The 18,744-nt window shown below is 53.1% G+C and carries 19 protein-coding genes; 18 read left to right on the top strand and 1 reads right to left on the bottom strand.

Annotated features, from left to right (window positions below; genetic code table 11):
* The 15 genes from VH86_RS22140 to VH86_RS22070 form a co-directional block, all read left to right on the top strand.
* Nucleotides 1–2,000, top strand: a 2,000-nt coding sequence (locus VH86_RS22140; protein WP_045834124.1) for a molybdopterin cofactor-binding domain-containing protein, incomplete at its 5' end; no start/stop codon positions are given.
* Between the two features lie 11 nt (nt 2,001–2,011).
* Entirely contained in the window at nt 2,012–3,349 is a 1,338-nt protein-coding gene (locus tag VH86_RS22135; RefSeq protein ID WP_045834123.1) for a cytochrome c, read from the top strand.
* A gap of 54 nt (nt 3,350–3,403) precedes the next feature.
* Nucleotides 3,404–4,414, top strand: a complete 1,011-nt coding sequence (locus VH86_RS22130; protein WP_045834122.1) for an XdhC family protein — start codon at nt 3,404–3,406, stop codon at nt 4,412–4,414.
* Nucleotides 4,411–4,989 (top strand): NTP transferase domain-containing protein, encoded by a 579-nt coding sequence (locus VH86_RS22125; protein WP_045834121.1) that lies wholly within the window; start codon nt 4,411–4,413, stop codon nt 4,987–4,989. The genes VH86_RS22130 and VH86_RS22125 overlap by 4 nt, the downstream gene beginning before the upstream one ends.
* 181 nt (nt 4,990–5,170) lie before the next feature.
* On the top strand, nt 5,171–5,650 hold the full coding sequence (locus VH86_RS22120; RefSeq protein WP_045834120.1) for a cupin domain-containing protein: 480 nt from the start codon (nt 5,171–5,173) through the stop codon (nt 5,648–5,650).
* A gap of 10 nt (nt 5,651–5,660) precedes the next feature.
* On the top strand, nt 5,661–6,404 hold the full coding sequence (locus VH86_RS22115; protein WP_045834119.1) for a carboxymuconolactone decarboxylase family protein: 744 nt from the start codon (nt 5,661–5,663) through the stop codon (nt 6,402–6,404).
* Nucleotides 6,405–6,721: 317 nt separating this feature from the next.
* A complete protein-coding gene (locus tag VH86_RS22110) occupies nt 6,722–7,717 on the top strand; it encodes an MsnO8 family LLM class oxidoreductase (protein ID WP_045834118.1) in 996 nt (331 codons plus the stop codon).
* A 13-nt stretch (nt 7,718–7,730) separates the two neighbouring features.
* Nucleotides 7,731–8,867: an amidohydrolase gene (locus VH86_RS22105; RefSeq protein ID WP_045834117.1), complete on the top strand. Its 1,137-nt coding sequence runs from the start codon at nt 7,731–7,733 to the stop codon at nt 8,865–8,867.
* 82 nt (nt 8,868–8,949) lie between these two features.
* Nucleotides 8,950–10,263, top strand: coding sequence for an LLM class flavin-dependent oxidoreductase (locus VH86_RS22100; RefSeq protein WP_045834116.1), 1,314 nt, complete (start codon nt 8,950–8,952; stop codon nt 10,261–10,263).
* 18 nt (nt 10,264–10,281) lie between these two features.
* Nucleotides 10,282–11,214, top strand: a complete 933-nt coding sequence (locus VH86_RS22095; RefSeq protein ID WP_045834115.1) for an ABC transporter substrate-binding protein — start codon at nt 10,282–10,284, stop codon at nt 11,212–11,214.
* 9 nt (nt 11,215–11,223) lie between these two features.
* The gene (locus tag VH86_RS22090) at nt 11,224–11,736 is read left to right on the top strand and encodes a GNAT family N-acetyltransferase (RefSeq protein ID WP_045815415.1); all 513 of its coding nucleotides are present in this window, start codon (nt 11,224–11,226) and stop codon (nt 11,734–11,736) included.
* 9 nt (nt 11,737–11,745) lie between these two features.
* Entirely contained in the window at nt 11,746–12,666 is a 921-nt protein-coding gene (locus VH86_RS22085; RefSeq protein WP_045834114.1) for an amino acid ABC transporter permease, read from the top strand.
* Nucleotides 12,650–13,444 carry an amino acid ABC transporter ATP-binding protein gene (locus VH86_RS22080; protein ID WP_045834113.1) on the top strand — a complete coding sequence of 265 codons (795 nt, stop codon included), beginning with the start codon at nt 12,650–12,652 and terminating at the stop codon, nt 13,442–13,444. Before VH86_RS22085 ends, VH86_RS22080 begins: the two co-directional genes overlap by 17 nt.
* Complete coding sequence (locus VH86_RS22075) at nt 13,444–14,349, top strand: ABC transporter substrate-binding protein (RefSeq protein WP_045834112.1); 906 nt, start codon at nt 13,444–13,446, stop codon at nt 14,347–14,349. The genes VH86_RS22080 and VH86_RS22075 overlap by 1 nt, the downstream gene beginning before the upstream one ends.
* Before the next feature lie 344 nt (nt 14,350–14,693).
* Nucleotides 14,694–15,101: a hypothetical protein gene (locus VH86_RS22070; protein ID WP_231647359.1), complete on the top strand. Its 408-nt coding sequence runs from the start codon at nt 14,694–14,696 to the stop codon at nt 15,099–15,101.
* Between the two features lie 45 nt (nt 15,102–15,146).
* Here the strand turns inward: VH86_RS22070 and VH86_RS22065 are convergent, their stop codons facing one another.
* Complete coding sequence (locus VH86_RS22065) at nt 15,147–16,508, bottom strand: bifunctional diguanylate cyclase/phosphodiesterase (RefSeq protein WP_045834110.1); 1,362 nt, start codon at nt 16,506–16,508, stop codon at nt 15,147–15,149.
* A 409-nt stretch (nt 16,509–16,917) separates the two neighbouring features.
* On the opposite strand from VH86_RS22065, the gene VH86_RS22060 reads away from it, so the two are divergent.
* From VH86_RS22060 to VH86_RS22050, 3 genes are all read left to right on the top strand, one after another.
* Nucleotides 16,918–17,478 (top strand): non-canonical purine NTP pyrophosphatase, encoded by a 561-nt coding sequence (locus VH86_RS22060; RefSeq protein ID WP_045834109.1) that lies wholly within the window; start codon nt 16,918–16,920, stop codon nt 17,476–17,478.
* Nucleotides 17,475–18,269, top strand: a complete 795-nt coding sequence (locus VH86_RS22055; protein ID WP_034829783.1) for an SIR2 family protein — start codon at nt 17,475–17,477, stop codon at nt 18,267–18,269. Before VH86_RS22060 ends, VH86_RS22055 begins: the two co-directional genes overlap by 4 nt.
* A 74-nt stretch (nt 18,270–18,343) precedes the next feature.
* Complete coding sequence (locus tag VH86_RS22050; protein WP_045834108.1) at nt 18,344–18,718, top strand: YebG family protein; 375 nt, start codon at nt 18,344–18,346, stop codon at nt 18,716–18,718.
* Nucleotides 18,719–18,744: the final 26 nt, after the last annotated feature.

Below are 18,744 nucleotides of genomic sequence, written 5' to 3'. Positions count from 1 at the left end.
AAGGTGGACAGGGGATTTTTACCGCCATGGCGCAAATCGTCGGGGAGGAACTGGATGCCGATCCCGCCACTTTTGTGGTTGAGAATGCGCCCGCCGGTTCGCAATACAAGGTGATGGACAGTGGAATGCGCATCACCGGGGGGAGCCAGTCTGTTCGATCCAGCTATACCACCATGCGGCGGTTGGGTGCACTGGCACGACAGATGTTACTGCAGGCAGCGTCGACTGCGCTCTCTGTGCCGGTTGATCAGCTGCATACTGAACCGGGACGCGTCATTCACGCCGCTTCTGGTCGCTCGCTGACCTACGGTGAACTGGCTGAGCGTGCGCGCGATTTGCCGGTGCCTGCGCCTGAAACGGTAAAACTTAAAGATCCCGCTCAGTTTCGTTGGATCGGTAAGCCGGTTCAGCGTCTGGATATGCATGAGAAATCCACCGGACAGGCCATTTACACCATTGATTGCCGCGTTGATGACATGCTGCATGCGGCCGTTCAGCATGCGCCACGACTGGGCCTGACAGCGGGTGACATCCGTAATGTAGATCAGGTAAAAGCCATGAAAGGCGTGCATTCCGTGCACGTGCTGCCTGGTGCGGTTGGCGTGGTTGCTGAACGCTGGTGGCAAGCCAAACGTGCAGCCGAAACGCTACAGGTTTCCTGGCAAGAGCCGCAGACACCCGATGCGAATTACATGCCGGCGGATTTTTCCACTGAGGCCTTTGCCACAGCACTGGCTCAGGAACCTGGTAACGGTGAGGATGCGGAAGTGAAAGGGGATTTCGCCCAGGGCATGTCAACGGCGAAAACGACAGTAAGCGCGACTTACCACAGCCAGTATCTTAATCACGCTCAGCTGGAGCCGCCGTCAGCACTCGCGCGCTTTAATAACGATGGCACGCTGGAACTGTGGATCCCCAATCAGGCTCCGGAGATGTTTCAGGCGGATATCGCTAAGCGCACCGGACTGGCAGCGGAAAACATCATCATTCACTCGCCGCTGCTCGGTGGATTTTTTGGTCGCCACTTTGTTTATGACACCGCAATGGTCTATCCGCAGGCGATTCAGCTGGCTAAAGCGGTAGGGCGTCCAGTCAAACTGATTTGGAGCCGTGAAGAAGAGTTCTTGCGTGATACCCATCGGCCTATGGCCGCCGTGCGCTTTCAGGCCGGACTGGATGCACAAGGCTACCCGGTTGCGCTGGAGGCCATCAGCATATGCGAGGGGCCTACCGAAGGCATAGCCGGTAAACACGGCAGCAAACTGGACCCCACGGCAGTGGAGGGACTGGCAGGAAAATCCTACACGATTCCCAACGTGCGCATCGCTCAGATTTATAAAAAGGGGCCAGTCAAACTCGGTTACTGGCGATCCGTGGGCAACTCGATGAATGATTTTCTCTATGAGTGTTTCCTCGACGAAATTGCCGATCACAGCAAACTCGATCCCTTTGCTTTGCGTCTGCATTTGCTACAGGGCAATGATCGTTTAACCACTTTGCTGAATGCGGTGGCAGAGCTTTCAGGGGGCTGGCAGGCAGGCCCCTACACGGCGGCAGACGGTACACGTCGTGCACGCGGTGTGGCGATGGCTTCGCCGTTTGGCACTGAAGCGGCCGCCATTGCTGAAGTGTCCATCGAAAATGGTCAGGTCACCGTGCATCAGATATGGGAAGCCATTGATCCCGGCAGCATTGTGAATCCGGCGATAGTCGAAGCACAGGTCAACGGCGCCGTGGCGCTGGGGTTATCACAGGTCCTACTGGAAGATAGTGTGTACGAGAAAGGGCAGCCAGTGGCGCGCAACTACGATATGTATCCCATCTTGCCGCCATCACGTATGGCGCAAGTGCACGTACGCATCGTGGAGAGCGGCGCAAAAATGGGCGGTATCGGTGAGCCGCCGCTCCCTGCGGTGCCGCCCGCCGTGGCGAATGCGGTTTCCCGACTGACTGGCGAGCGCATTCGCGCCATGCCTCTTTCTCGCTATACCTTCAGCTGACGGGAATAACCATGAAACTAAAAAAGTTTGGGCTGATATCAGCGGTCGTCGTTTGCGTGGCAGTGCTGGTATCGCTTTGGCTCATGCGTACGCCTGCTTCACATTTTGATCATCAACCCATGAAGCAGACTATGGCGTCAGCGGACATGGTGCGCAAAGGCGAATATGTTGCCCGTCTTAGCGATTGTGTCGCTTGCCATAGCACACCTGATGCGCCGCCATTCAGCGGCGGACTGGCGATGGCCACGCCGGTGGGCAAAATTTTTACCACGAATATCACGCCAGATAACGATACCGGTATTGGCCGCTACACCCTGGCTGATTTTGATCGTGCTGTCCGCCATGGTGTCGCGCAGGATGGTCATCGGCTCTATCCCGCCATGCCGTTTCCTTCATATCAGAAACTCTCCGATGACGATATCGCCGCGCTTTATGCGTTTATGAAGCAGGGTGTTAAACCGGTATCTCGCCAGAACATCGCCTCTGAGATTCCCTGGCCGTTGAATATGCGCTGGCCGCTGGCATTTTGGAGCGCGGCCTTTTCACGCGGCGGACCTTATCAGTCACAGGAAGGACATGATGCTCTGTGGAATCGTGGTGCGTATTTGGTTGAAGGTCCGGGTCACTGTGGTAGCTGCCATACGCCGCGCGGTCTGGCATTTAATGAAAAAGCGCTGGATGCCAGCAGCCCAGATTACCTGGCGGGGGCATTATTAGATGGCTGGTACGCGCCGAGTCTGCGTAATGATGCGAATACCGGTATGAGTCGCTGGAGTGAACAGGATGTGGTGACGTTCCTGAAGCAGGGGCGTAACCAGCATGCGGTGGTGTTTGGATCAATGGCTGACGCCTTCAATAACTCGACGCAGTTTATGAATGAGGACGATCTGCGTGCGATTGCGCACTACCTAAAAGCACTGCCTGTGGGCAGTCACAATGCAGGCAGCCATTGGCAGTATCAAACAACGGAAAGCACCCTCGCAGACAACCTCTCTGGTCGTCAGATTTATACGGCGCGATGCAGCAGCTGTCATGGTGCCGATGGTCGCGGTCAGGCACCGTGGATCCCACCGCTGGCGGGTGCAACCTCGATGCAAGTGGATTCCGCTTCGGCCATCAATGTGGTGCTGAATGGTTCCGCGCGTATTGTCGCCGATGGCGTGCCAGATGCTTACCGCATGCCGCCTTATCGGAAACAGTTGACCGATCAGCAGGCTGCTGAGGTGCTGAATTTTATCCGTACTTCATGGGGAAATCAGGGGGATAAAGTGGATGCAAAAGCGGTCGGAGAACTGCGGGGTAAAACCGATCCGGCCAGCAGTAACGTAATTATTTTGCAGATGCGTTAGCCATGAAACTTGCGGCTTTTGATAAGACGATGAAATGCCAAACGGGAGAATCCCATGCACAATCTTGATGTGCAGGTTATCCGTACTGCGCTGACGTGGGCAGAGGAATCTCCCGTGTGGCTCTGTACGGTGCTCAGCACTTATGGCTCATCGCCGCGGCCGCCTGGCGCGATGATGGTGATTAGAGAAGATGGTCGTTACTGCGGTTCACTGTCGGGTGGATGTGTTGAAGAGAGCTTTATCGCGCGCATTAGCGAGGCGGTATTCTCCGCGGCGAGCCAGATAGTGCGTTACGGTGAGGGCGGCTTTGCACCCGATCGCGCGCTGCCTTGCGGTGGTGTGCTGGATATCCTGGTGGAAAAGTTGCTGCCCGGCAGTGTGGCCATCGACTATCTGCAGCGCATGCATCAGGCGATGGTCAGTGCCCATTCGCTTGAGAAGAGACTGGTCATACCCAACGCCTGCCATGCGGTTAAACCCGGCGATTATGCCAGTCACACCTTTACGCAGATCAAGGGGGCCGAAGTGGTGCTCACCCTCTCGGCTCCGCCCAGAGTGATTATTGCAGGCCTCTCGAACGTTGCGTTGTTTTGCGCGAATTTTGCGCTGGCACTGGGTTTCGAAACGCTGGTGTGTGAACACCGTGAAGAAGTGCTGCTTAACATGGCGGGCGATCTCGATGATGGCATCACACTGATCAGGCAATTCCCTGCGGCCTATCTGGAACGAGAGGGTTGCCATCCCGCTACGGCGATCCTTTCACTGACCCACGATCCGCGTATTGACGATCTCACGATGATGGAGGCGGTCAATCTGCCGGCTTTTTATATTGGTGCGATGGGATCGATGAATAATAGCCAGCGCCGTAAAGAACGTCTGGTGCGGATTGGTGAATTGGAGCCCCGGCAGATCAGCAGAATCCATGCCCCTGTGGGGATCGATATTGGCAGCAAAACCCCTGCTGAAATCGCGCTCTCAATCATGGCGGATATCGTTCGCTATAAAAACGGTGTGCGCAGTGCCGAGATTGCCTCTGCACATGACATGAGCGCTGTGCATCCATGAATTTCGCCATACTGATCATGGCAGCGGGTTTAAGCCAACGTTTCAGAAAGTTGAACGGCGGGCATAAATTGCGTGCGTTGTTACAAGGTAAGCCTGTGCTGCAGCATACGCTTGAGAAGGCAATCGTAACCGAAATGGATGTGTATGTGGTGTCCCGGCCTGAAGATCGGGACATTCATTTGCTGGCCAGTCGGGCACAGCTGATTACAGTGGCAAGTAACGGATTAGGGCACTCAATTGCCGCAGGCGTTGCAGCCACATCTGATTATGATGGTTGGTTGATTGTACTGGGCGATATGCCGTTACTGACCACATCCAGCTATCTGGCGGTGGCGCGCGCATTGCAGACGTCCCCTTTGGTGCGTAGCGAAGTGCAGGGGATGCCCGGTCATCCAGTGGGGTTTCAAAAACCCTTTTACGCAGAGTTGATTCAGTTAGAGGGTGACAATGGCGCTCGCGCATTGCTCAGCCGCCATCCCGTGACGCCAGTCAAATTAACCGATCTGGGCTGTCTTAAGGATGTTGATACGCCGGCGATGCTCAGTCTGCTCGCACAGCGATTATCTGAGGAATAAAAATGAGGCGTAAAAGTGGAGGCCATTTTCCTCTGATTATTGGTGAATTTTGTTCATAAACCCATCCTGATTTGTCCACCTTATCAATCAATCCCCGTGGTCTTACACTTTTTAACAGCAATAAATGTGGCCGCCACTACCCCGGTGGTCATCACCCAAACTGAAGCAGGGAGCCCGCATAATGAGAATTGCTGCTGCACTCATCCTGGCGTTATCTGTCTCAGCCGTTTCTGCAAAGGAGAACACATCCATGATCATTGTTTGGCAAAGTGGTGAAAAACCCTCAGTTAAAGGCAATGCCGAATATTTTACCGGCACCGTGCGTATTGATGCGCCGTTTCAGGGCAGTGAGCCTGCACGTATTGGCGGCGCGACGGTGACCTTCGAACCCTCCGCGCGCACGGCGTGGCATACCCATCCGCTTGGGCAAACGCTGATTGTGACAGCCGGTCTGGGCCGCGTGCAGGAGTGGGGCGGTGAAGCCCGTGATATTCGTCCTGGCGATATTGTGTGGATCCCGGCAGGCGTAAAACACTGGCATGGCGCTGCGCCGGAAAACAGCATGTCACACATTGCCATTGCTGAAGCTGAAAACGGCAAGGTCGTTGAGTGGCTGGAGAAAGTTAGCGATGAACAATACGGATTGAAGATCTCTCTGTAAGGAGTGAAGGATGATGAAAAGCATCAATGCCTCGTTAATGATGTGCGCTGCGCTCGCCTCTTCAGTGAGCCTGGCCGAAGAACCCTCCGAGCCAGAGCAGAAAAGGTATGCCGCGCTCCTGCAAAAACAGACGCATCCGCTGAGTCAGCAACAGAAGAGTATTGCGGTGATCGCGGCCTACGCTGCGACGGGAAACATAGCCAAACTCAATGATGCGCTGAATCAGGGATTAGATGCGGGTCTGACCGTCAGCCAGTGTCGTGAGGTGCTGGTGCAACTTTATGCTTATGCGGGCTTCCCTCGCAGCCTCAACGCGCTGGGAGAGTTGATGAAAGTGATTGATGCCCGCCGCCTACAGGGCAAAAATGACCAGCCAGGCAATGAGGCTGGGCCGGTTCCAACGCCAGAAAACATGCTCGCCGCCGGCACGCGCAATCAGACGGCGCTGGTAGGCAACCCGGTGAAAGGGCCACTGTTTGACTTCGCTCCCGCCATCGATCAGTTCCTCAAAGCGCATCTGTTTGGCGACATTTTCGCGCGTGACAATCTGGACTGGAAAAGTCGTGAATTAGCCACCGTGGGCGCATTAGCGGCAATGAGCGGGGTTGAGTCGCAACTACAATCGCATCTGCGTATCAGCATCAATGTGGGCTTCGACAAATCACAACTGGCGGAACTTCAGACTGTGTTTACCGCGCAGGGAGAAGAAGCGATCGCTCAGCGAATTGACGAGGCGTTGGCACAGATAAAATAATCAATCCACGCTAAATGCACCGGTCACTCAACCGGTGTTTTTTAGCGATGAAATATCATGACAGCGTCGCTAAACGCTTAAGCTTATATCCAATATTGCAAACCTTTTCCGATTAGTTTATTACGCCTGAATAACCGGTAATGACATTACTGATTTAATTCCAATGTTTTGTTTTTCATCATTTATTTTTGTAAAAATATTTTATCCATCCCTGATATGCATTAATTAACAATGCATACGACAATATTATGTTTTACCCGTTACCCGCCGCCATCACACACTGCTCGCCATAATCACTGAGATAAAGGATTTGGCGTATGTCATATCGACTGAGCTTGTTAGATAAATCGCCGATTGCCGACGGAGAGAGCGCCTCGCATGCCCTGCATCGTACTTTACAGCTGGCGCAGCAGGCTGAAGCCTGGGGCTATCACCGTTTCTGGCTGGCGGAACATCACAATACTGACCGCCTGGCGAGTCCCTCTCCTGAACTGTTGATCGCGTGGATCATTGGTCAGACGCAGCATATTCGCGTCGGATCGGGTGGTGTCATGTTGCAACACTACAGTCCTTATAAAGTCGCCGAAAATTTCAACCTGCTTGCCTCGCTCGCGCCAGGTCGCATCGATCTCGGTGTGGGTAAAGCGCCAGGCGGATTGCCGCTCTCAACCCGCGCCTTGCAGCAGGGCATTCACCAGGATGAGAAGGGCAGCTTTGCTGAACAACTTTCACTGCTGGATAGCTGGCTGGATGTTCCGCCAGTGGGTGATGAAGAGATCCTGCGTGCCACGCCGCAGCCGCCACGTCCGGCCAACCGATTCCTGCTGGGTGCCAGCGAGCAAAGTGCCCGGCTGGCAGCAGAATTGGGCTGGCAGCTGGTGTTTGCTGCACATCACAACGGTGATCCTCAGTTGATGGAGCAGGTGCTAAACAGCTATCGCCAGTACAGCAACGGCAAGCAGGCGCTGGTGGCCGTGCAGGTGGTGGTCGCCGATTCACCGGCTGAAGCTGATTTGCTGGTAGATAATTTGCGCGTCTATCACGTCAGTGTGAAAGATGGCCCGAGCGTTAATGTCGGCAGCGTTGAGCAAGCGGAACGCTACGTGCGCCAGGGCGGTTATACCGATTATGTCATTGAGCCGCGCACGCCTTCTTTACTGAAAGGCACTGCCGCGCAGGTGCACGCCAAACTGGATGCTTTGCACCAGAATTTTGGCATTGAAGAGTTCGTGATTGATACCCCGATTGCTGAGGAGCAGGCGCGAGTGAAATCTCTCGAACTGCTGGCAACGCATCGACTGGTTGCGGCGTAATCTGGAGATAACCATGACTCACACAATCGAACAGCAACTGATTGACTGGCGACGCGAGCTGCACAGCTGGCCTGAGCTGTCTGGGTATGAGGTAGAAACCACGGCGCGTTTGCGCCGCTGGTTACAAGACGCTGGCTTGCGGTTGCTCGATTATCCGCTGGAAACCGGGTTGGTGGTTGAAGTGGGTCAGGGTGAAACGCTGATCGCGTTGCGAGCTGATATTGATGCCCTGCCGATTCATGAAGCCACCGGCCTCGCATACCGTTCGCGTAATGCGGGTGTCATGCATGCCTGCGGCCATGACGTGCACAGCGCGGTCATGCTGGGCGCGGCATTGCAACTCCATGCCCTGGAAGATCAACTGCCGGGACGTATCCGTATTCTGTTCCAGCCTGCCGAAGAGAATGCTACCGGTGCGCGCAAGTTGATCAATGCTGGTGTGCTGCAGGATGTGCAGGCGATCTTCGGTATGCACAACGAACCGGGTTTACCGACGGGGGTTTTCGCCACGCGCGGCGGGGCGTTTTACGCCAATGCTGACAAGTTTGTGGTGCGTGTTGCCAACCCTGATAAGGGCACGGACACCATCCTCGTCGCCAGTCAGATCATTCAGGCGCTGCAATCACTGACCAGCCGTAGTTTTAATACCCTGGATAGTCTGGTGCTGAGCGTGACCCGCATTGAAGCCGGTCAGTCCGGGACTGCTTTACCGGGGGATGCCGAGTTTGGCGGCACGGTGCGCACCCATGACAAACAGGTGCGGGCGCAGCTGGAACAGCGCGCACGACACATTGTCGAGCACATTGCGGCGGCGAACGGTGCTACGGCGACGTTCAGCTGGCATCCGGGCCCGCCGGTGTTAGAAAACGACGCCCGCTGGGCGCAGTTTGCCAGTGAGATTGCACAGCAGGTGGGGTATCGCGTGCAAACCGCAGAACTGCATCTCGGTGGCGAAGATTTTGCTTATTACTTACAGCAGGTCCCCGGCGCGTTTGTCAGCATTGGCAGTGCCAGTGAATTTGGTCTGCATCACGGCGGCTTCAATCCAGACGAAGCACTGATTGCCCCTGCCGCGCACTACTTCACCCAACTGGCGCAGCAGGCCTTGCAACATCTTAATGCACGATGTCGTGACACCGTTCTGAGTTAGCCCACTTAACCCAATATTCCCCCGCTCTGCATGGCGACGAAACCGTCGCCGTCAGGCTATGCCATGGAAAAGAGAGAACACTATGACTGCAAGACAACTGCGACTCGGCACTATTCTACATGGCGCTTCCGGCAATATGTCCGCCTGGCGTCATCCAGCGGCGCAGGCCAATGCCAGCATCAATTTTGACTATGCAAAACACATCGCGCGCAAGGCGGAAGCCGGCAAGCTGGATTTTCTGTTTGTCGCCGATGGTTTGTTTATCAATGAAAAATCCATTCCCCATTTTCTCAATCGCTTCGAACCGCTGACGTTGCTTTCCGCGCTTGCTGGCGTGACCGAACATTTAGGATTAGTGGGAACGGTCTCCACTTCCTACAGCGAACCTTTCACCGTCGCGCGTCAGTTTGCCAGCCTCGATCACCTCAGTGGCGGGCGTGCGGGCTGGAACGTGGTGACTTCGCCATTGGAAGGATCGGCGAAAAACTTTTCTCGCCAGCAGCACCCGGAGCACGCGCTGCGCTATCGCATCGCCGACGAGTATTTGCAGGTGGTGAAAGGGCTCTGGGATTCGTGGGAAAGCGATGCTTTTGTGCGTAACAAAGAGAGCGGTCAGTTCTTCGATGCGGCCAAACTTCATACTCTCAATCACCACGGTGATTTCTTCCAGGTGCAGGGGCCACTGAACATCGAACGCACGCCACAGGGACGTCCGATCGTCTTTCAGGCGGGGGCGTCAGAGGATGGTAAAAAGCTGGCAGCTCGTCACGCTGATGCCATTTTTACCCATCAACCAACGCGAGAAGAAGCGCAGGCTTTCTACAAGGATGTGAAAAAGCAGCTGGTAGCCAACGGGCGTGAACCGCAGGATCTGCATATCTTCCAGGGCGTTGGCGTGATCGTTGGCGATGATGCCGAAGACTTTGAGCATCAGTACCAAACCACAGCCGCTTTGGTTTCCATTAAAGATGCATTGAACTATCTCGGTCGCTTCTTCGATCACCATGATTTCTCGCAGTATCCGCTGGATGAGCCTTTCCCGGACATCGGCGATATCGGCCAAAACAGCTTCCGCAGTACCACTGATGAAATCAAACGTAAGGCGCGAGAGCACGGCCATACGCTGCGTCAGGCCGCACTGGAAGCTGCCACGCCGCGTCCGCTGTTCTTTGGCACGCCAGAAGAGGTGGCGGATGGCTTACAGCTGTGGTTTGAAACCGAAGCCACCGATGGCTTCATCATCCAGGGCGGCACGCCGGATACCTTCGAACGCTTTGTCGATCGTGTCATTCCCATCCTGCAAGCGCGCGGTTTAACCCGCAGCGAGTACCCAGGCACCACGCTGCGGGCCAGTTTCGGTCTGAAAGAGCCGGTCAATCAGTTCACACAACAATAAATTAAAGAGAAAAACGCTATGCAGAAGAAATCCCTTATTGCGCTGATGCTGCTGAGTTTAAGCAGTGCGGCTTTGGCTGAAGACGTGGCAGTGAACGGTCAGCAGATCAGCATCGAAGCCAATAAAACGCCAGTGAACACCGTGGCGAATCCCGCTGCGGTGGCGCAAATTCCTGCCGGACATAAGTTTGCCGTGCCGGGTTCATTTACCGTGGCAGTGGCCGCGCAGAATTCTCCGCCGTTAACCGTGTTCAGCGATGACAACAAAACTTTGCTTGGCAGCGAAGTGGATATCGCTCGTCTGGTGGCCGACAGCCTGGGATTGAAGCTCAATGTGGTTCCGACCTCATGGGAAGACTGGCCGCTCGGTGTGGCATCTGGCAAATATGACGCGGCAATCTCTAACGTTACCGTGACCAAAGAGCGCAAAGAGCGCTTCGATTTCGCCACCTACCGCAAGGATTCTCTAGGTTTCTACGTTAAATCCAGCAGCCAGATTAAGTCATTGAACAAAGCCGAAGACATCGCCGGGCTGCGCATCATTGTGGGTTCCGGCACCAACCAGGAAGCAATCTTACTGGCGTGGGATAAGGAGAATCAGGCTAAAGGATTGAAGCCTTTCACGCCGGTGTACACCAAAGATGATGCCGCACAAACGCTGGCGCTGCAGTCCGGCCGCGCCGATGCTTACTTTGGTCCTAACGTGATTGGCGCATGGAAAGCCGCGTTAACCCATCAAACCAAACTGGTGGGCAGCGTGGATGGGGGCTGGCCGAAAGCGGCACACATCGCAGTGACGGTGAAAAAAGATAACGGTCTGGTGCAGCCAATTAACACGGCACTCAATGGCGTGATCAAGAACGGCGATTACGACAAGGTGCTGAACCGCTGGGGTGAAGGTGTGGAGCGTCTGGACCACTCTGAAATCAACCCGGCCGGACTCGGCGATTAAGGAGGCGGCATGAGTCAGCAATTTTTCCGCGAGGTGCATCCCGAGGCCGAGGAGTTACAGCCCATCATTACCGGCCTGTTTGGTGAATACGCCGCACGTTACGGCGATTTCTTCAAAAGTGCCAACGAAGTCGAGCTGACCGAATGGTACCTGCCGCCGCGTGGGCTGTTTATCGTGCTGGAACGTGACGGCGAGATCATCGCCATGGGTGCCTATAAACCCTATGACGCCGTGACTGCCGAGTTTAAACGTATCTGGACGCGCAGCGATCTGCGCCGTCAGGGACTGGCGCTGCTGATTTTACAGGAGCTAGAGCGCCGTGCGTTACGCGCCGGTTACCAGCGAGTGTTCCTGACCACCGGATTTCGTCAGCCGGAAGCCGTGCAGCTGTATATCGGCCATGGCTATCAGCCGCAGTTTGCGCTGCTGGAAGATATGGAAATCTACAGCCAGCCACCTCATGACGGGCGCTTACGTTTCCTCAAGGTGATTGATGTGCACAGCGTGGCGCAAGCCAGCTAAGGAGTTAAGATGAGTCAGGAACAACATTTAACGGTGGTGCCCGCACGCTATCCAGGAAGGATCATCGGGGCGGTTGTCGCGCTGTTCATTCTGGCCAGCGTGGTGGATTCGGTGGCTTTTAATCCCCGTTGGGAGTGGAGCGTGTTTGCCCGCTGGTTCTTTGACCCGGTGATCCTCACGGGGCTCGGGCAGACGCTATTGCTGACCCTATTCGGTACGGTGCTGAGTCTAATTTTTGGCGGCCTGCTGGCACTGGCGCGACTCTCTTCATCATGGTTATTGAGCACGCTGGCGTTTGGCTACATCTGGCTATTCCGCTCGCTGCCGCTGATTGTGGTGCTGATCATTCTGTATAACTTCTCCTACCTGTACGACACGCTGTCGCTCGGCGTGCCCTTTACGGCACTGTCGTGGGGGCATTTCCAGACCATCAACGTGCTGGGGCAATTCCCGGCAGCGGTGATTGGTTTAACGCTGGTGCAGAGCGCCTACAGTGCGGAGATTATCCGCGGTGGCTTTTTGGGCGTCGATCACGGTCAATTTGAAGCCGCGTCCGCACTGGGATTATCTTCGTCCCGTCGAACCTTCCGCATCATTCTGCCGCAAGCACTACGCGCCATTATTCCCACCACCTTTAACGAAATCATCAGCCTCGCCAAGGGTACTTCGATGGTGTACGTGCTGGCGATGCCGGAACTGTTTTACACCATCCAGATGATCTACAACCGCACTCAGCAGGTGATTCCGCTGTTAATGGTGGGCGCGGCCTGGTATCTGATTATCACCACCGTATTGTCACTGCTGCAGCACAGCGTTGAACGCTGGCTGGCCCGCAGTGTCACGCGTGAACCGCAACCGTCGCGCTGGCGTCAATGGCGCAATCGCTCTGCTACCGCCAATGAGGAGCTGTCCCATGTCCGAAGCCATTGATTATCGTCATCTGCACACCACCGGGGCCATCAGTATTACCGGCGTCAGCAAATCGTTTGGTAAACACAAAGCGCTGGATGACGTTTCGCTGGAGCTGGAACCCGGCTCGGTTACGGTGATTCTTGGCCCATCGGGGTCCGGGAAATCCACCCTGCTGCGCATCATTAATCATCTGGAGCGCGTGGACGAGGGTTTCATTCAAATTGACGGCGATTACATTGGCTACCAGCGTCGCGGTGACAAGCTGTATGAGTTGAAAGAGAAGGCGATTTTGCGTCAGCGCATCAACGTTGGCTACGTGTTTCAGAACTTCAATTTGTTCCCGCATCTGACGGTACTGGAGAACCTGATCGAGGCACCGATTGCCCATCGTCAATTATCACGACGTGAGGCGATTGATCGTGCAGGTGAGCTGCTGGATATCGTGGGCTTGCGTCATAAAGCCGATGCCTGGCCGCGCCACCTTTCGGGTGGACAGCAGCAGCGTATCGCTATTGCGCGCGCATTGATGCTGAATCCGCGCGTGATGCTGTTCGATGAGCCGACATCAGCGCTCGATCCCGAGCTGGTGGGCGAAGTGCTGGACGTGATTAAAAAGCTGGCGCGCTCCGGTACCACCCTGGTGATTGTGACGCACGAGATTGGCTTTGCGCGCGAAGTGGCGGATCGGGTGGTGTTTATGGTGGATGGGCGCATTGTTGAGCAGGGCAGCACGTATCAGGTGCTCAATCAGCCGCGCCATGAGCGCACCAAACGATTTTTGGCGCGAGTGCTGTGATGGAAAGAGTGATTATCAGCGCGCTGGCCGCGTGGTTATTCAGTTCACCGCTGTTGGCAGCAGAAACACTGGATGCCAAAAACAACGAAACGCCAATCCACATTCCGGCTAACCCGCAAGCCATTGCCAAAATTCCGGCGGGTTTTCATTTTGTGACGCCGGGATATTTGACGGTGGCGACCACGGCATCCAATTCACCGCCAATCGGCTTGTGGGCATCAGATAATATAACGCTGATTGGCAGCGATCCTGACGTAGCCCGCCTGCTGGCAGACAGTCTGGGGCTGAAGTTGAAACTGGTGCCTGCCGCCTGGGAAGATTGGCCGCTGGGCCTTACCGCCGGGCGCTATGATGTGGCGATGTTCAATATTGCGGTGACGGAAGAACGGAAACAAAAGTTCGATTTCGCCACCTATCGTGCCGATAACCATGCGTTTGCCGTCAAAGCAGACAGTGCGATTACGGCGATCAACGGGCGCGAGGATGTGGCGGGTAAACGCATCATTGTGGGCTCCGGTACCAATCAGGAGAAAATTTTGCTGAGTTGGGATGCGAAGAACCGCGCGCAGGGCCTGGCACCGGTTCAGCCGATTTATCTCAATGATGATGCTTCAGCGACGCTGGCGTTGCTTTCCGGACGAGCGGATGCCTCTTTTGGTCCGCAAGCGATGGCGGCATGGAAAGTGGCGTCACGCGGGCAAACTAAAATTGTCGGACACGGACCTTTCCGCGCGTGGGTCGCGGTGACCACCAAAAAAGGCAATGGTCTGGATGTGGCGTTACAGCAGGCGATAAATGGCGCAATAGCCAGCGGGCAATATCAACAGGTGCTGGCTCGCTGGGGAGAACAGGAGGAGGGCGTGGAAGCGTCACAGGTCAATCCGCCAGGTATTGTTTATCAGTAAATAATTTTTTTGTTAATTGAGAGAAAACTCACAGCTTGATGGTTGTGAGTTTTTGCTTTTCAGCGTTATTGTGAATTCATTCATTTTTTTATTTATGTTTCGCATGATTTAAACGGTGGGTTTCGATTTTTGACCGTGAAATAAGTTTGAATGGTATTTAATAAAGCGCTTCAGGTGGGTTTTTTTATCATCTCTTACAAGGATCGGTATTGTTTACCTCATCGATGAAGTGAGATATTGGCAATTCCAGAGGGAATGTGAGGTTGAAAAAGAGTAAAAAGGATTTTGAATGGGTCTGGCTTAACCTGCATTACCCAATCAACGTTTAAAAGATTGGGGTTAACATGTTAGTTGAAAATATAAGAGGTCATCTTAATGCCTGCCACGCGCAATCCGTACCGTGCAGAAAAATTAAGCAGCCGAAATTGGGAGAAATTTTCATGGAGTCAAGAGTCAGGAAGCTGGAAGAGTCGGTTGCAATCATCGCTACAGATGTTGCCGTTATTAAGTCGAATCATGCAACTAAACAGGATGTATCTGAAGTCAAATTAGAAATAGCTGAAGTACGGTCGGAGGTTCGAGAAGTCAAAGCCGATGTTGCGTCCATAAAGGAAAATTACGCGACCAAGGCGGATGTATTGGCGATCAGGGGCGATCTGTACCAGGCGCTGAACAAACAAACCAAATGGATGGTTTCAATGCAACTCGTCACGCTAGGGTTGGCGTTAACCATCGCCAAAGCGATATTTTAATCCTGTGCACAATGGCGGCGACTGAGCCGCCATTGCACAAGTCTCTTACGCGGTGGCTTTACGTATCCACAGTGCAGCCTCTCCCGCAGGGAGTGGACGGGCAAAGTGATACCCCTGGAACAGGTTACACCCTTTGTCGCGCAGGTAGTCGAAATACTCCTCACTCTCAATGCCTTCAGCCAGCACGTTCAATCCCATTTCGCGTGATAACTCAATCGTCTTGTGCACCACAATCGCTGCAGATTCATTGTCAAAAATATGCATGATAAGTGATTTGTCGATTTTAATATCATCAATCGCGAAATCACTGATCGATTTAAGAGAGGAATAGCCCACGCCAAAATCATCAATTGCCCATTGAATGCCTAACTGACTAAAGTGCTCAATGACGCCGCTAATTCTTTTTTGATCGTAAATAAACGTCGTTTCAGTAATTTCAAATTTTAACCTTTCCGGACTGATTTTATAATGTGAGAGCGTCAGCAAGGTATCCTGAGTGAAATCCCGATGCATCAATTGTAATGGGCTGATGTTTATCGAAAATTTTAGATGGCTAAGATGATACGAGCGATCCCAATCAGACATTTGCTGCAGGGTTCTTTCCATCACCCATTTACCAATCTCAATAATCAGACCACTTTTCTCCGCCACAGGAATAAAGACCTCTGGTGAGATGAAACCTTTCACGGGATGTTTCCAGCGAAGTAAGGCTTCGAAGCCTATCAGCTTTTTATCTACATCGACTTGTGGCTGATAGTAGAGTTCCAGCTGATTCTTCTCAATGGCATTTGAAAGTTCACGCTTAATCAGATCGGTTTCCGAATAATCACCGCGTGACGTGAACACGGTTAACAACAGTGCCATAATCGGCACACTGCAATTAACCATATAGAAGCCAGGTTCTTCAGGAATGCTGAGCTGAAAAGCGCCATCTTGCCAGGTTAAACCTGTGGTGATAAACAACAGATAAAATGCCAGACAAAAGAAAGGAAAGACTTTACTGAGATAGCCAGATTGCTGTCGTAGCACCAGAGCAGAACCAATGGTTAAAGCCATTAAATAATTATATTCAGACCGCTTACCAATTGTATGATAATTATCCAATAATAGTAGCAGAATAATACTGAGTAGTAGCGCATGCACGATGATGTAAAGGTTGCGTTTTAACCCACTGCAAAAAGCGGCACAAGTGATGTAAACGCCGAGTGTCGTGCTGGCACCATATAACCAGGCAATGTCATGGTGACCCCTGATAGCGTTAAACAACACCATATAAATCCCGGCAAGAATGCTGGATGTCCCGGCGATCATTAAGGTTAAGCGCAGTTTCTTTTCCAGGCTATCACCTTTCAATATAAACGGCAGATTACAAATCCTTGAAAATACTGAACTGAAATAAGAGATCATTAGCTATTCTCAGTTTTATAGTCTTAATTATTTAATGTTTTCAGTCAGGTATATTAAGGAAAAGCGTGACGGCTGTCATAACTGTTTTCAGCTTATTTACACTTGTCTAAGCTGCATTGCGATTTGACCTATGCTAAGTCGAATGTGCGTTTTTTGCGGTGAATTTTGGTTGAATGATGTGACTTAAGTCGGTTGATTGCCATCTGGTCGCCTGGCGAAAAAAAACGTGGAACACGCGCAGCGCATTTTATGTTTACCGCGATTGTGCCTACCCTATGACAGGTCAGCACGTTAGAATGAAACCTAAGTGTCGTAAGGTCGCTGCTTAGCCAGAGGCAAAAACAACAAGCGCTGGACACGTATTCAGCCTGGCCCAATTGTGAAATCCACTTTAAAACGACTGGTTGCAATGAAAATACGCTTTCTATCTGCCAATGAGTTAAAGCTTGCCGAAGTGCGCACCATTCTGGAGCCGGTCGGCGTTGAAGTCATTCCCATCGCCCGTCGCATCGAAGAAATTCAGACAGAAAATGAAGTTGAGCTGGTCCGCGACAAACTGACTAAAGCCTTTTCCATCATCGGTCGTCCGCTGTTTGTTGAACATACGGGCCTGTATCTGGATGGGCTGAATGGGTTGCCTGCCGGATTAACGCGCATTTTCTGGAGCCGTTTGAACGCCGAGCGCTTCACGAAACTGGTCAGCGGTCTGGATACCCCCAGCGTGACAGCCAAAACGGTACTGGGCTATTGTGATGGCCGTAAAATGTACCAATTTGAGGGGCAATTGCGCGGTACCATTGCGCCTGCGCCTGCCGGTCCGCGCGAATTTCAATGGGACTGCGTATTCATACCGGAAGGGCATTCACAGACTTTCGCTGAAATGGGTGATTTTAAAAACGAAATATCCATGCGCAGACTGGCACTGGATCGTTTCGCCACCTTTCTAAAAACTTCACGGGGACTGGCATGAAACCGGAACTCAAACGCGCTTACGATGCAGGCAAACTGATCCTGTTTGCGGGCGCGGGTATTTCACGCAATCTTGGTCTGCCGGAATGGCATGAGCTGATTGCGCATCTGGCAAAAGAACTGGGTTACGACCCAAAGATCTTCAATACGTACGGCACGCACCTCTCTCTGGCGGAATATTACAAGCAGCGGAAAGGTTCGCTCGGTCCGCTACGTAGCTGGATGGATCGTGAATGGCATCGCCCGGATATTGACGTGCGCAGCTCTGAAATTCACACCATGATCACGCAGGGCAATTTCTCGCGTATCTATACCACCAATTACGATCGCTGGCTGGAGATGGCGCACGAAGCCCACAATGTGCCTTACAGCAAAGTGGCGAATGCGGCAGATTTGGTGTCATTGACCGAAGACAAGCGTCATATCATTAAACTTCATGGTGATTTTGACGATGATACGTCCATCGTGCTGGATGAAAGCAGCTACTTCGAGCGCCTCTATTTCGATTCGCCGCTGGATATCAAACTGACGCATGACGTGATGGGCAACTCGGTATTGTTTGTCGGTTACAGCATCAGTGACTTTAACATTCGTCTGTTATTCTACCGCCTGACGAAAATGTGGGGCCGCACGGGATTAGCGACCGCACGGCCGAAATCCTACCTGTTTACCAACCGCAATAATCCGGTGGCGAAAGAAGTGCTGGGGCAGTGGGGTATCGAAATGATCGTTTCAGAAGAGGACGATCCGCGCAAAGCGCTGGCGACGTTCCTGGAAGAATTACTGGCTTAATGAGCAGAAATCGTTTGCTCAAAAAAGTTTGCTTAGAATATACTGTATATAAATACAGTTAACCGAGGTGCATCATGGCAGTCGAAACCAAATATGTTGTTGTCAGAAAGGGTGAAGAAAAAATGACGTTTGCCAATAAAAAAGACGCGGATGCCTGGGACAAAATGCTCGATATGGCGGACGCCTTCACCGACTGGCTGCAGCAGCATCAGCCTGAACTGGATGAGGCACAGGCTGAAGCGTTAGGCATGTTACTGGCTGAACAGAAGGATGCGGTGCAGCATATCCTGCGTACCAGCAAATTACCGGATGCGGTAAAGGAAGAAGCGTCAGCCGAAGTCGAGACTGAGGCGTCTGCGGAATCGGAAACCTCTGCGGAATCTGAAGCTTCTGCGGAAGCAGACACCGGTAAACCCGAAAAGAAAGTGCGCGCGGTTAAAGCTGCCTGATACTTTGCTGAGAGCTGAGAGCTGAG

It is taken from the genome of Pantoea sp. BL1, assembly GCF_000963985.1.
GTDB classification, from domain to species: domain Bacteria; phylum Pseudomonadota; class Gammaproteobacteria; order Enterobacterales; family Enterobacteriaceae; genus Pantoea; species Pantoea rwandensis_B.
This window is presented reverse-complemented; position numbering and strand designations above follow the sequence as displayed.